The organism is Bacillus sp. PK6-013, assembly GCF_054161445.1.
Genome location: NZ_CP096417.1, coordinates 559,921 through 573,128 on the forward strand (window position 1 = coordinate 559,921; position 13,208 = coordinate 573,128).

A 13,208-nucleotide genomic window follows, 5' to 3' on the forward strand; every position below is an offset into this window, starting at 1 on the left:
GTAAGGAGATTGTACGATGAAACTAAAAGTTTCGTTTCGAAATGTTTCAAAGCAGTATCATTTGTATCAAAAACAATCGGACAAGATTAAAGGATTGTTTTTTCCGGCTAAGGATAATGGTTTTTTTGCTGTGCGGAATGTCTCCTTTGACGTGTATGAGGGAGAGACAATCGGTTTTGTAGGGATAAACGGGTCAGGAAAATCGACCATGTCTAACCTGCTGGCTAAAATTATTCCGCCGACCAGCGGTGAAATTGAAATGAACGGCCAGCCGTCGCTGATTGCGATTGCGGCTGGTTTAAATAATCAATTGACGGGCCGGGACAATGTCCGGCTCAAATGTTTGATGATGGGGTTAACCAATAAAGAAATTGATGAAATGTATGACAGCATCGTGGAATTTGCCGAGATTGGCGATTTTATTAATCAGCCGGTTAAAAACTATTCCAGCGGTATGAAATCACGTCTCGGTTTCGCGATTTCAGTGCATATGGATCCTGATATTTTAATTATTGACGAAGCGCTCTCCGTAGGGGACCAAACGTTTTATCAGAAGTGTTTAGACAGAATGAATGAGTTTAAAAAGCAAGGAAAAACCATTTTCTTTGTCAGTCACTCCATCGGCCAGATTGAAAAGATGTGTGATCGCGTCGCTTGGATGCACTACGGCGAGCTTCGCATGTTTGGTGAAACAAAAACGGTTGTCAAAGAGTACAAAGCGTTTATTGATTGGTTTAATAAGCTGTCGAAAAAAGAAAAAGAAACATATAAAAAAGAGCAAACCGAAGAACGGAAGAAAGAAGATCCTGAAGCGTTTGCCCATTCTCGCAAAAAGAAAAAAAAGCCGAAATCACTGGCTAATGCCATTCAAATTGCTATTTTGTCTATCCTGACGGTTTTTACCGCAGGAACAATGTTCTCTAACACCCCGCTTCGTACCATTGTTTCGTTTGGCGCTATTCCGCAAAACGAAGTGAAGAACCATGATGGCGATGCAAAGGACAAGACAGAGGAACGCTTAACTGCAGTCAATAAGCAGGGGTTTATTGTAGATGAAAAAGTGTCTGTTTATAAGGATCAAGCTTTAAAACAGAAGACTGACATTACTCTTCCATTCGGTACCGAGGTGATGGTAGCTTCAAAAGGCAAAAAAACAGCAAAAATAAAGTTTAACAAGCATTCTTATTTTGTAAAACAGAGCGCTATTGCAATAAATATGAAACATGCTGAATTGCATGCTGCGGCCTTTACGCCTTATGTTCCGCAAACGGGAACTTCTACCTATGAATACTTCCTGGACTTCCTGGGAGACAGCAGAACCAGCATTCAATCGAAATTGAAAGGCTATACTGAAGGTAATACGGCTGACGGCAGAAGGACGCTGGATTATGATAATAAAAAAATCAGCTATGTGCTGGAGAATGATAAAGCATCAGAGCTTGTCTTTTATAACATTTCTCCCATTACTCCGGCGTCATTGTCTTTAAGAGACAGTGATGTACTGTATGACAGCAGCAAGGATCGTTTTCTTGTGAATACAGCTGATCGGGTCTTTGCAGTTGATAACGAAGAGCATACGCTGACCTTGATATCGAAATAAGAAAAGGCTATTGGATGAATGTCCAATAGCCTTTTTGTTTAGATTTCTTCTTTGTTTAGTAGACCTTCCATTTATGGAAGGAGGTGCTCGTGAAGCTCTTTATCCTGCATCGCAAACTCAAGAGTTGTGGTGATAAAGCCAAGCTTTTCACCAACATCATAACGCTTTGCCTTTAGGCGGCTTCTCAACGAAGTTTTTTACCTGATCACGGCGGCGTTCGCTTGTCAGCGTGTCAGTATTGGCGTAGTGGCGTGTTTCTTCTTCTGGCACTTGCTGAACACCGATAATAGAAGAAAGGTTCTTTCATAATTGGCGCAATTCTGGTGTTTCTGTCTGAACAATATCGTCTCTAAAAACAACCGCAAACGGCTCATCACCGATAAAGTTGCGCGCGAACCATACAGCGTGCCCGAGTCCCTTAGGCTCTTTTTGGCGGATATAGTTAATATCATCCAGGCTAGAAAGCTTTTTTCATTTTTCACTTTTTCTAATTTGATTAATGAGTTTCGCTTGTATCGTATTAATTCTACTATAAAAAACATGTGTCATTCGTATAGTTGGATTAGAGCCTCTTAGTAACCTGAAAAGATTTTACTTTATCTTACCACAAAATTTTCAGGAACACATTTTTAACTTTAATATCACAATTCCTTCACGTTTTGACGATGAATTAATATGAGGAAGGCGTACAAAATAAATAACACAGCAGAAAGAAAATCGTTACACTTAAAAACGCAATAAAAGAATCGAATTTTCCGAAATAGAAAACTTGTTATAATAGGTATAGCTAAGATATTAGACCTGAAAAAAATATATATATCAATACAACGGTGATACCAAAAAATACTGAGGATTGACATTTTGAAAGAGCCTTAACTTTTATAGGAACTTATGCTATTATTGTTTATTATTAATGATGCGTAAAAAATATGTCGAAATGATAAACAATCTGTTAGTTGAAAACGGTTAGAAGGTGATGTTATCTAATGAAGAAAGTGATACGTATGGAACATTGATTTATTTCACTACGGATATATGAAGCTGCCGGAGAGAGCAAAAAATCGGGGTGATTACTTTATCGTAAGATCTACAAAGGAATATTGTGAGATCATTTACCTTCCGAGAACAGAAGGCATTTCAACTACCCAAGTCAAAAAAGACATGGCTAGTTTAATGAAGCTCTAACTAAAAGAGGCTTGAAGTAAATTCAGTTGCTTCTTTTTTTCTTGTTTGCGCAAATATTAATCTTCACTCTTTAAGGAGTTCATGATGGAATTTTTTTATGATAACCAAATGCAGAAGTTTATAAGTTAGGGCTTATTCAGTTCTGATTAAGATTTTTGCTCTTCTTCCGTGAAACAATAAATTGATTTTATTTGAAAGCTATTCTGGAAAACAGTTTCACTGCAACCCTCGAGCAATTTACGAATATATGTATGAAAATAAAGACCAATATGGTCACAAACTGATATGGAGCATTGATAAACGATATCTGTCGGCATTAGACGGCGTTGATGCATATTTAAAAAGTTTTTCTCTTAAATGATTTGGTACTTGCCTACAGCTATGTATTGGATTACAAACAGCTGACTGCCTCTTATGGATTACACAAGTATTTGCAAACGTGGCACGGCACTCCGCTAAAAAAACTAGCTAATGATATGGATGAAGTGCACATACCCGGAACCACAACTGAAAAGTATAAACAGAATGTTCTGCAGCAAGCCAGCAAATGGGATTATTGAATTTCTCTAATGCTTACTCGACTGAAATTTTCAAACGTGCTGTGCTCTTCAATTCGAAAGGGAAATTCCTAAAACTGGTTATACAATAAATGACATTCAATTTTCGTCAGATTAGAGAAAATAAAAAAATTTTATATGTGCACCAACTTGGAGGGATAATGAATTTAAGAAAGCTGGCCAGTATAAATTTAAACTCCAATGATTTAGGGGAAATGAAGAGGGAATCTTGGAGACTCTGTGGTTATTCTTCTTAGAATACATGATCTGATATATTAATTAAAAAACCCATTGTGTTTTTTGCATTTGATCTTTCGGCTTATCGGATTCCCTTAAATATTTTCTACTTTAATTTTCAACAGAAAACATCAGAAAACTTAGTTCAAACAAGGCAGAACTTATAAAAACAGTAAAAAAGTTGTTACACATAATCTATATAGATCTAACTATGAGCTTTTTATAATTTAGAAGATGTCAAGGCTTCTAAAAGAGTAATTGAAACAATCCTTTAACTTCTAAATAAAGAGGTGCTACATGTTTTCTATCATAATGCCAATATATAATTCTGAGAATTATTTAAGGGACTCAATAGAGAGTGTCATTAACCAGTCAATTGGATTTAAGGAGAATATAGAACTGATATTAATAGATGATGGCAGCGTTGACAGCAGTCCTCAAATTTGTGAATTCTTTAAAGATCTATATCCTAATAATATTAAAATCTTGAGAATTGAAAATTCCGGACCTTCTGCTGCAAGAAATTGTGGGTTATCAAATGTAAGTGAAAAATCCAAATTCATTGGTTTTCTTGATTCTGACGATACATTCTCTCAAAATGCGCTGCAAAGTGTTTATAATTTTTTTTGTGATTCCGAAGATGTAAACATTGCGGTATTACCTGTTTATTACACAGGTAAAAAAGAAGGCGGACATAAATTAAATAATAGATTTGAAAAAGGAACAAGAGTTATAAATATCCTCAACGATTATAAGGCTATTCATTTTTATATTGGCGGCACTTTTTATAGAAAACATATACTAAATAGTACCGCCAAGTTTGATGAAACTATAAAGTTTTGGGAAGACGCTATCTTTTTTAACCAGTTATTGCTGAAAGAAAAAAGATACGGAGCAGTTGCAGAAGGAAAGTATTATTATAGAAAACGAAAGGAAAAGAACTCATTAGTTGATCGTTCATGGTTTAACAAAAAAAGGTACACATATTTGTTGAATACATGTTATATGACTTTGTTGAGGGATTCAATTAAACAATATGATATAGTTCTGCCTTATTTGCAATTTTTAATTGTATATCATATGAAACTGTTTTTATATCAGAACTATAGAGATATTTATAAGTCTGTTTTAGATCAACAAGAACAAAAAAAATTTGTTGATGATTTTATTAAAATTTTAAGATATATTAAACCACAAATTATAAAAGAACAAAATATGCCCATGTATTATAAAGAATTTATGTATCACTTATTAGAAGCAAATACAGAAGCTCTTGAAAACATAAAAAAAGAAAGAGTACTACAAAGTTCATGTACTATTACCTCGACAAAAATAAAAGGATTTAAGCTTGAATTAACAGGGCACTTTATTAACCAGTATTATGAGATGCAAGAAAACGATGAAATTTATATAAGATATTTTAATAGATTAAAAAAATGCAAACGAGAAGAACTGAAAAAAACGATTGAAGTATGGGGATATAAATTAAGAGATTTTAGATATGCTGGCTTTGTTGTTGAAATACCAATTTGGGCTTTTGCATTTGACTTTGTCCTTAAAACACCAAATGATGTTTTAGAACTTAACCATGTAAACATTTTTAAAAGTTTGCTTACAAGGGTTTTTAAAAAAAGGTAGATTTAAACCTGTTTTTTAAGAGTGGCACTCCCTTTGGTTTTTCTTTTTTACTCGGATTCTTATTCATATAAACATTTTGTTTAGGAGTGATCTTTTATGAATGAAAAGAGTTTTAACTATGATTTCAGTGTTATAATGCCGATTTATAATGTTGAGTTATATCTAACTGATGCTATAGAAAGTATCATTAACCAGACTATAGGTTTTGAGAATATTCAGTTAATACTTGTGAATGATGATAGCCCCGATAAAAGTGAAATCATCTGTAAAGAATATGCACAAAAATATCCCAATAACATTGTATATGTAAAAAAACAGAATGGCGGAGTGAGCAGTGCTCGAAATTATGGCTTAAGATATGCTGAAGGTAGATACATTCAATTTTTGGATCCGGATGATTTTGTTTCAGAAGGAACCTTCGAAAATGTTTTAAACTTCTTTGACCAGCATAAGAATGAAATTGATATTGTAGCAATCCCTATTTTTTTTGCAGAAGGAAGAACAGGAGAACACAATCTAAATAATAAGTTTTCTTCTACAAGAATATTGGATGTAGAAAAAGAACCGCATTATATATTAACTCATTGCTGTTCTACATTTATAAAAAAAGATGCCTTGAAAAATATCAGGTTTGATGAAAATTGTAAAATAGGAGAAGATGCCAAACTAGTTAATTTAATCATATCGCAAAAGAAAAAGTATGGTCTAGTTAAAGAGGCAAAATACCATTATAGAGTTAGAGAAGATGGATCATCTGCCATGCAGACTGCTAAAGCAAATAAGAATTGGTTTAACCATTCACTTATCACTTTCTCTAAGAATTTAATCGATATCACAAAAAACCATGAACAGAAAATACCTTTGTTTCTTCAATATATGATTATGCATGATTTGAAATGGAAATTATTGGTTAAAGACATTAGTGAAACACCTTTAGACGAAAATGAATACCGCGAATTTTTAACATTGATTCGAGAAGTATTATCGTATATCGACGACGATGTCATCATTAAAACAAAAAGTATCAGCCATTTCTATTTATATCATGCTTTAAAATTAAAACACGGTGAAAATTATAGTAGGTATGTATATAAAAGTGAAACCGAATATGATTATTATTTATACAGAGAAGATAAAATTGTTTCGAAATTATCGGATCAAACTCTAACTATTGAGATTTTAGAAGAAAATGAGAATTTTATTCACGTAGAAGGTTTTTGGAGCTCTTTGTTTGATTCCGAAGGTTTTAATTTTTATGCTAAAATTGGCGAAACAAAAATAAAAGCAAAGCATATAAAAAGACCGCATAATGACTATATAAGTTTAGGAGAAGTAATAAAAAAATATCCTGGTTTTTCTATAGATATTCCCAAAAGCTATCTAGCAGACAATCAACATATTGAATTTTATATAGCTAAGGGTGAAAAAATGAAGATAACAAAACTTCGCTTTTTCAAGTATTCAGGTTTGTCAAGCAATCTATATAATTCTTATACAGCTAAAAAAGATTATATTTTTTATTATAATTACAAAAAATTAATGTATGAAAAAAACAATATTAAAAATAGATTTATAAAAGAGTTTCGTTTCTTAAAATCTCTTCATAAATCAGGGGGGAAATCAAAGAAACGAAAATCAGCTATTAAGAAGGCATTGGTGGCAAGAATGGCATACCATGTTTTCACGATTTTTAATAGAAAACCAGTATGGTTATTCATAGACAGACAAGACAAAGCTGATGATAATGCCGAGCACCTCTTTAAATACGCAACCAACAAGAATGATGGGGTAAAAAAATACTTTATAATAAAAAAAGATAGCAAGGATTATGTCAGAATTAAAAAATACGGAAAGGTTATACCATACAGATCTTTTAGACATAAAATTTTAACCTTATCCTCCTCCAAGGTAATATCTACACATGCGGATAATTGGGTTGTAAATCCATTTTTCAATATGGAGATTTATTTTAGAGATTTATTTAATTTTGAGTTTGTCTTTTTACAACATGGAATAACAATGGCAGATCATTCTAAATGGTTAAACAAATACAGCAAGAATATCAAATTATTAGTAACTTCAGCGAAACCTGAATATCAGTCTATTGTGAAAGGGAATTACAATTATAATAAAGAAAATATCTTGTTGGGTGGATTTCCAAGATATGATAATCTTAAGAAGAGTAAAGGGGAAAAGCAGCTTCTAATCATGCCTACATGGAGAAAAGATATTGTATTACCTAAAGATCAGGCAAAAGGAGTAAGACCGTACAATCCGAAATTTAAAGAAAGTGAATACTTTGCTAGGTATAATGCTTTGATTAATGATGAACGGCTAATTCAATTTGCTAAGGATAATAATTATAAGATAACCTTTTTCCCGCATCCGGACATTCAACAACAGATCGTAGATTTTGAAAAACATGAGTATGTAAAGTTTGCAGATTATAATAGCAGCTATCAAATGTTATTTAATTCTTCTAATATAATGATTACTGATTTTTCATCTGTTGCATTTGATTTTGCATACGAGAAAAAGCCTGTGATCTATTATCAATACGAAAAGTCATACCATTTTAAACTTGATTACTATGATTATAAGAAAATGGGATTTGGCGATGTAATAGAAGATCATAACAGCTTAATTGATAAAGTTATCTATTATATGAAAAATAATGGTCGTATGGAAGATAAGTATAGAACAAGAGTGGATAACTTCTTTGCATATACTGATAAAAATAATAGGGATCGGATTTATAATGCAATTTTGCAATTAGACAATAGCAAAATTGCTAAATGAGCTTAAATTTGATCTTTAATGACACTTTAAAATTATGGGAGAAGTTCTGCGGAACTTCTCCTTACTTTTTTAAAAGGGAAAAAGACTCAACATCTCTTACAATATTCACCGGTGCTTTCAAATTTCTTTTACCGAAAGATCCAAAAAGTTATCTTTGGGATATTATGGCGGTTTTTAAAATACTGGCGTACTGTTTGTTTGTATTTGGTATGGGAATCTGCGACAGTAAGTAAGTCATAATAGGTATCGGAGAAGTGCCTTTTATTGTTTGGATGATGGCTGGTTTGATTCCGTGGCTTTTTATTAGACCGACTATTCTTGATGGATCAAACAGTGTGTTTAAGTTGATCAATGTAGTTGCCCAACCAGTTCAATGCCTTCTGTCGCGGCTACTTCAAATTTATTTAGTTAATTTTGTAATGATGAGTGTTTATGTCGCTTTTTTAGCAAGCGGTGTTTACCCTTGGATACAATATATTTCCTATTTAATTTGTATGATTGTATTTATGTTTTCATTCACTTCGTTTGGCGCTTTTCCGCAAAATGAAGTGTAGAACCATCATGGCGATGCAAAGGACAAGACAGAGGAACGCTTCTTCGCAGACAACAAGCAAGAGTTTATTGCATTTGAAAACGCATCTGTTTCAAAGGATCAAGATTCAAAGCGGAAGCTGACGGCAGCAGGACGCTGGATTTAGATAATGAAAAAATGCAGCTATGTACTGGAGAATGATAAAGCATCAGAGCTTGTTTTTTATAACATTTCTCTCGTTACTCCAGCCTCATTGTCTTTAAGCGACAGGCCGACCTTAATATCGAAATAAGAAAAGGCTATTGGATGAATGTCCAATAGCCTTTTTGTTTAGATTTCTTCTTTGTTTAGTAGACCTTCCATAAATGGAACAAGTTGCTCGCGAAGCTCTTTATCCTGCATCGCAAACTCAAGAGTTGTGGTGATAAAACCAAGCTTTTCACCAACATCATAACGCTTGCCTTCAAAGTCGTACGCAAACACTCTTTGAATTTCATTCAACTTTTGAATGGCGTCTGTCAGCTGGATTTCTCCGCCGGCTCCAACCCGCTGATCCTCTAAGTACATGAAGATCTCAGGCGTGAATACGTAACGGCCTAAGATGGCAAGATTAGATGGAGCTGTGCCTTTAGGCGGCTTCTCAACGAAGTTTTTTACCTGATAACGGCGGCCTTCGCTTGTCAGAGGATCGATAATGCCGTAGCGGTGTGTTTCTTCTTCTGGCACTTGCTGAACACCAATAATAGAAGAAAGCGTTCTTTCGTATTCATCCATTAACTGGCGCAATCCGGGTTTTTCAGCTTGAACAATATCGTCTCCAAGCAGAACCGCAAACGGCTCATCACCGATAAAGTTGCGAGCGCACCATACAGCGTGCCCGAGTCCCTTAGGCTCTTTTTGGCGGATATAGTGGATATCAGCCAGATTCGTAGCTTTTTTCACTTTTTCAAGGAGTTCTACTTTACCTTTTTCTTCTAGATTTCTTTCAAGCTCAGGAGAGTAATCAAAATGATCCTCAATCGCACGCTTGCTTTTACCTGTGACGATAATAATATCTTCAATACCTGCTTCAACAGCTTCTTCAATTATGTATTGAATAGTTGGTTTATCAACGATAGGGAGCATTTCTTTCGGCATTGCTTTTGTAGCCGGCAAGAATCTCGTTCCGAGACCCGCGGCAGGGATTATGGCTTTACGTACTTTTTTCATGTTCAGTACACCTTCCTTATACAATGTCTACGATCAAATTCAATGAATCGCAAGTATTTTAATGTCTTTATTGAACATACCCATTTTTCATATTGTTAACACTTTTTATCATATAAGAAAAACGAACTTTAAACAAGTAATATAGGGTAGTACTAAAACTTGAAATCAATAGAGAGGATTGCTATGGTAATGGATGCGAATGATAAACGTCAACATGCTTGAAACGATAAAAAGATAGTGTAAATAAAGATTCTATATAATAGTATTGATTCACCTGACCTGTTAGAGAAGGGCGCGCTGTTGCAGCTCTTCAGTCAGAGAAAAGTTTGGCTGTAAATAGGTCGATTACCTTCTGCAAAACAGCGTAAAGCCGGCAAAATGGTTGTTTTTTTGACCTAGAAACAAAAAGAGGACATTGTTTCAGCTGGACAAATTATTTTAACCTCCGTACGTACATAATAAGCTTGAATCGCTTTCCGAAGGTGGCACAAGAAGAGTATTCTTCCTTTATGCAGTTTTTGTCGATTTTTATGCTGTTTGGACAGGTGTATAAACAGGGAGAGGATGTCTCCTTATTTAATCTTCCCATTCTAGTGTGAAGAAGCTCAAAGATATTTTATCATGATTGGAACGGTGTGTTTTATTTCGAAGGATCCTGAAAGGTTTTGGTCGAGTATTTTATGCTGTTAGAACAAAGGGCATGTTCCGCCGTTTTAATAGCAGCCTGAATCGAAAAAAAGCTTCTCTTTAATAGGAATAAAAGTAAGTAAACTTATTAAAGAGAAGGATTCAATATTCTATTTAACAAACAATTACTTTAAGAAAAAGGTGACAATAGTGAAAAAATTAAAAGTCATGACCATCTTCGGCACGCGCCCTGAAGCCATTAAGATGGCGCCGCTTGTGCTTGAATTAAGAAAACACCCCGAAATTGAGTCTTATGTGACGGTTACAGCACAGCACAGGCAAATGCTTGACCAGGTGCTTGAAGCTTTTAATATAAAGCCTGATTTTGATTTGAATATCATGAAAGAAAGGCAAACGCTGGCTGAAATTACGTCTAATGCACTTGTGAAACTGGACGAGCTGTTTCAGTCTATCAAACCGGACATTGTGCTTGTTCACGGTGATACGACAACGACATTTGCGGGAAGTCTTGCCGCTTATTATCACCAGATTTCCGTCGGCCATGTAGAGGCGGGACTCAGGACCGGAAACAAATACTCGCCGTTTCCCGAAGAGCTGAACAGGCAGCTGACGGGATCGATTGCCGATCTTCATTTTGCGCCGACAGAGCAGGCCGAAAAGAATCTGCTCCGTGAAAATAAAGACCAGGAGACGATTTACGTCACTGGAAATACGGCAATCGATGCGCTTCACACAACAGTGAGGGACGGCTATTCACATCCCGTTCTTGAAAAAATAGGAAATGACAAGATGATTTTGCTTACCGCCCACCGCCGTGAAAATTTAGGTGAGCCGATGGAAAATATGTTTAAAGCAATCAGGCGGATCGTCGAAGAATTTGACGACGTACAGGTTGTTTATCCCGTTCATCTCAATCCCGCTGTTCGTGAAGCGGCTGCAAAGCATTTCGGTGATCTGAAGAAGGTCCATCTAATAGAGCCGCTTGAAGTCATTGATTTTCACAACTTTGCGGCTGAAGCTCATTTCATCCTCACTGACTCGGGCGGGGTGCAGGAAGAAGCGCCGTCGCTCGGAAAGCCGGTCCTCGTGCTTCGAGATACGACGGAACGGCCCGAAGGCGTTCAGGCCGGGACACTTAAGCTGGCAGGCACGGATCAAGATAAGATCTATCAGCTGACTAAACAGCTGTTGACCGATCAAGATGAATATCGCAAAATGTCACGGGCTTCAAACCCATACGGGGACGGACAGGCTTCGCGGCGAATTGCAGAGGCGCTGCTTTATCGGTACGGATATCGAAGCGCGCGGCCTGACGTGTTTAAAGACTAATAAAAAAGCTTCCTTTTCAGGAAGCTTTTTTTATTTATTAAGGCTTTCTTTCAGTTCGGCTGTAATGTCGGAAAGGGAACTTTCGTCAGCTTTGTAATAATAGATTCCGTTGATTTTTGTGCCGTCGCCTTTCAGCTCGTGCTGGATGACTTTTGAGCGGGCTTCTTTATAGCCGGATTGAATATCCCACATATCGTCAAACGTGAGATTCGTTTTAACGTTGTTTTCGATCACTTTGAACATATCTCCGAATTTCGTGATAGACGATATATTGGCGCCTTTATTAATGATTCCTTCGATGACTTGACGCTGCCTGTTCTGGCGCCCGAAGTCGCCGTTCGGGTCTTCTTTCCTCATTCTCGTATAAGCGAGCGCTTCTTTTCCGTTCAGCGTAATCTCGCCTTTGCCGAATGAATATCCGTCATAGTTGAAAGCAAACGTACTGTTCACGGTAATGCCGCCAAGCGTATCTACGACATCCCTGAAGCTTTCCATATTGACTTTGATAAAGTAGTCGACAGGAACATCGAGGAAGTTTTCAACCGTGTCTACCGTCATCTGAACACCGCCGAATGCGTATGAATGGTTGATTTTATCCAACTTGCCTTTGCCGATAATTTCAGTATACGTATCCCGCGGGATGCTGACCATTTCAGTCGTTTTCGTTTTCGGGTTCACCGTCATATAGATGAGGGAGTCTGCGCGCCCCTTATCACCGTCCCGTTCATCGACACCCATGAGAAGCACGGAAAACGGGTCATGGTTGTCAATGTCAACAGCTGAATCGCGTTTTTTTGATTTGTTAATATTTTCATGAATGTTCGCTACAGTAGATGCCGCTTTATGCCATAAGTAATAGGCGTAACTGCCTGTGCTGAGAACAAAAATACCAATCAAAGCGATAATTGTATAAAAAATTTTTTTCTTTTTCTTCCTCTTTTCAGCTCTCATATAGCCCTCACCTTTTAATGTTCTACTTTGATTATAAGTTTCTTAAAATTCAAAAACAACAAAAAGTTATATGTGTCCTTTTGGATAGACGAAATCCTTAGAAAAATGTTTCAAAAAAACCAATCAATCTGCAAAATTTTTCGCTATAATTAAAGAATCTGTTGGAATTTGTCGATAAAAAGGGAGAGGTGAAGAAGATGAAAAAACTCATAGTTCTAACATTATCAATGCTGCTTTTGTTGTCAGCCTGTGGCACTTCGGGCCAATCGGAGGACAAGTCAAGCACAAACAATAAAAATGCGGCATCTGAAGAAACCGTCACTAAAGAAGGCTCATTCGTGGGGTTGGCTGACAGCCACACAATTGCGGTGAACATCGATGGCAAAGAAACAACGCTTCAAGTCGATGAAGATCTTCAGGATAAAGTCAATTCCATTGAAGAAGGCAAAAAAGTAGAAGTCCAATATAAAAAAGGCGGAAATGGCGTTTTGGAGCTGAAAAGCATCGAAACAAAATAAAGAGC

9 protein-coding genes and 3 pseudogenes are annotated in these 13,208 nt (G+C 36.1%); 9 read left to right on the forward strand and 3 right to left on the reverse strand.

Annotation, left to right across the window (positions count from 1 at the left end; genetic code table 11):
- The first annotated feature begins 16 nt into the window (after positions 1 to 16).
- Positions 17 to 1,600 (forward strand): teichoic acids export ABC transporter ATP-binding subunit TagH, encoded by a 1,584-nt coding sequence (gene tagH / locus M1E03_RS02740; RefSeq protein ID WP_035337813.1) that lies wholly within the window; start codon positions 17 to 19, stop codon positions 1,598 to 1,600.
- 71 nt (positions 1,601 to 1,671) lie between these two features.
- Here the strand turns inward: tagH and M1E03_RS02745 are convergent.
- A pseudogene (locus M1E03_RS02745) lies at positions 1,672 to 2,071 on the reverse strand (sugar phosphate nucleotidyltransferase); the annotation flags it as partial.
- A gap of 515 nt (positions 2,072 to 2,586) precedes the next feature.
- Here M1E03_RS02745 and M1E03_RS02750 point away from each other — a divergent pair.
- The 6 genes and pseudogenes from M1E03_RS02750 to M1E03_RS02775 form a co-directional block, all read left to right on the forward strand.
- Positions 2,587 to 2,785: pseudogene (locus M1E03_RS02750) on the forward strand (hypothetical protein).
- A gap of 181 nt (positions 2,786 to 2,966) precedes the next feature.
- Positions 2,967 to 3,146 carry a CDP-glycerol glycerophosphotransferase family protein gene (locus M1E03_RS02755; protein WP_245117679.1) on the forward strand — a complete coding sequence of 60 codons (180 nt, stop codon included), beginning with the start codon at positions 2,967 to 2,969 and terminating at the stop codon, positions 3,144 to 3,146.
- Between the two features lie 115 nt (positions 3,147 to 3,261).
- Entirely contained in the window at positions 3,262 to 3,345 is an 84-nt protein-coding gene (locus tag M1E03_RS02760; RefSeq protein ID WP_257007265.1) for a hypothetical protein, read from the forward strand.
- A gap of 531 nt (positions 3,346 to 3,876) precedes the next feature.
- Complete coding sequence (locus M1E03_RS02765) at positions 3,877 to 5,217, forward strand: glycosyltransferase family 2 protein (protein ID WP_026580190.1); 1,341 nt, start codon at positions 3,877 to 3,879, stop codon at positions 5,215 to 5,217.
- 96 nt (positions 5,218 to 5,313) lie between these two features.
- Entirely contained in the window at positions 5,314 to 8,016 is a 2,703-nt protein-coding gene (locus M1E03_RS02770; RefSeq protein ID WP_103749399.1) for a bifunctional glycosyltransferase/CDP-glycerol:glycerophosphate glycerophosphotransferase, read from the forward strand.
- A gap of 512 nt (positions 8,017 to 8,528) precedes the next feature.
- Positions 8,529 to 8,828 (forward strand): annotated as a pseudogene (locus tag M1E03_RS02775) (hypothetical protein); the annotation flags it as partial.
- 50 nt (positions 8,829 to 8,878) lie between these two features.
- Here the strand turns inward: M1E03_RS02775 and galU are convergent.
- On the reverse strand, positions 8,879 to 9,757 hold the full coding sequence (galU, locus tag M1E03_RS02780) for a UTP--glucose-1-phosphate uridylyltransferase GalU (protein ID WP_026580188.1): 879 nt from the start codon (positions 9,755 to 9,757) through the stop codon (positions 8,879 to 8,881).
- Between the two features lie 837 nt (positions 9,758 to 10,594).
- Between galU and wecB the strand changes: the two genes are divergently transcribed.
- Positions 10,595 to 11,734, forward strand: a complete 1,140-nt coding sequence (wecB, locus tag M1E03_RS02785) for a non-hydrolyzing UDP-N-acetylglucosamine 2-epimerase (protein WP_145625027.1) — start codon at positions 10,595 to 10,597, stop codon at positions 11,732 to 11,734.
- Between the two features lie 30 nt (positions 11,735 to 11,764).
- Here wecB and tagU read toward each other — a convergent pair whose 3' ends face one another.
- On the reverse strand, positions 11,765 to 12,685 hold the full coding sequence (gene tagU / locus M1E03_RS02790; RefSeq protein ID WP_318602482.1) for a polyisoprenyl-teichoic acid--peptidoglycan teichoic acid transferase TagU: 921 nt from the start codon (positions 12,683 to 12,685) through the stop codon (positions 11,765 to 11,767).
- A gap of 197 nt (positions 12,686 to 12,882) precedes the next feature.
- Between tagU and M1E03_RS02795 the strand changes: the two genes are divergently transcribed.
- Positions 12,883 to 13,203 (forward strand): hypothetical protein, encoded by a 321-nt coding sequence (locus tag M1E03_RS02795; protein ID WP_026580185.1) that lies wholly within the window; start codon positions 12,883 to 12,885, stop codon positions 13,201 to 13,203.
- The last annotated feature ends 5 nt before the right edge of the window (positions 13,204 to 13,208 follow it).

Coding starts and splice junctions, on each gene's coding strand:
- tagU (WP_318602482.1), bottom strand. CDS start 12,685: ATGAGAGCTGAAAAGAGGAAGAAAAAGAAAAAAATTTTTTATACAATT.
- M1E03_RS02795 (WP_026580185.1), top strand. CDS start 12,883: ATGAAAAAACTCATAGTTCTAACATTATCAATGCTGCTTTTGTTGTCA.
- M1E03_RS02760 (WP_257007265.1), top strand. CDS start 3,262: ATGGATGAAGTGCACATACCCGGAACCACAACTGAAAAGTATAAACAG.
- M1E03_RS02770 (WP_103749399.1), top strand. CDS start 5,314: ATGAATGAAAAGAGTTTTAACTATGATTTCAGTGTTATAATGCCGATT.
- tagH (WP_035337813.1), top strand. CDS start 17: ATGAAACTAAAAGTTTCGTTTCGAAATGTTTCAAAGCAGTATCATTTG.
- M1E03_RS02765 (WP_026580190.1), top strand. CDS start 3,877: ATGTTTTCTATCATAATGCCAATATATAATTCTGAGAATTATTTAAGG.
- galU (WP_026580188.1), bottom strand. CDS start 9,757: ATGAAAAAAGTACGTAAAGCCATAATCCCTGCCGCGGGTCTCGGAACG.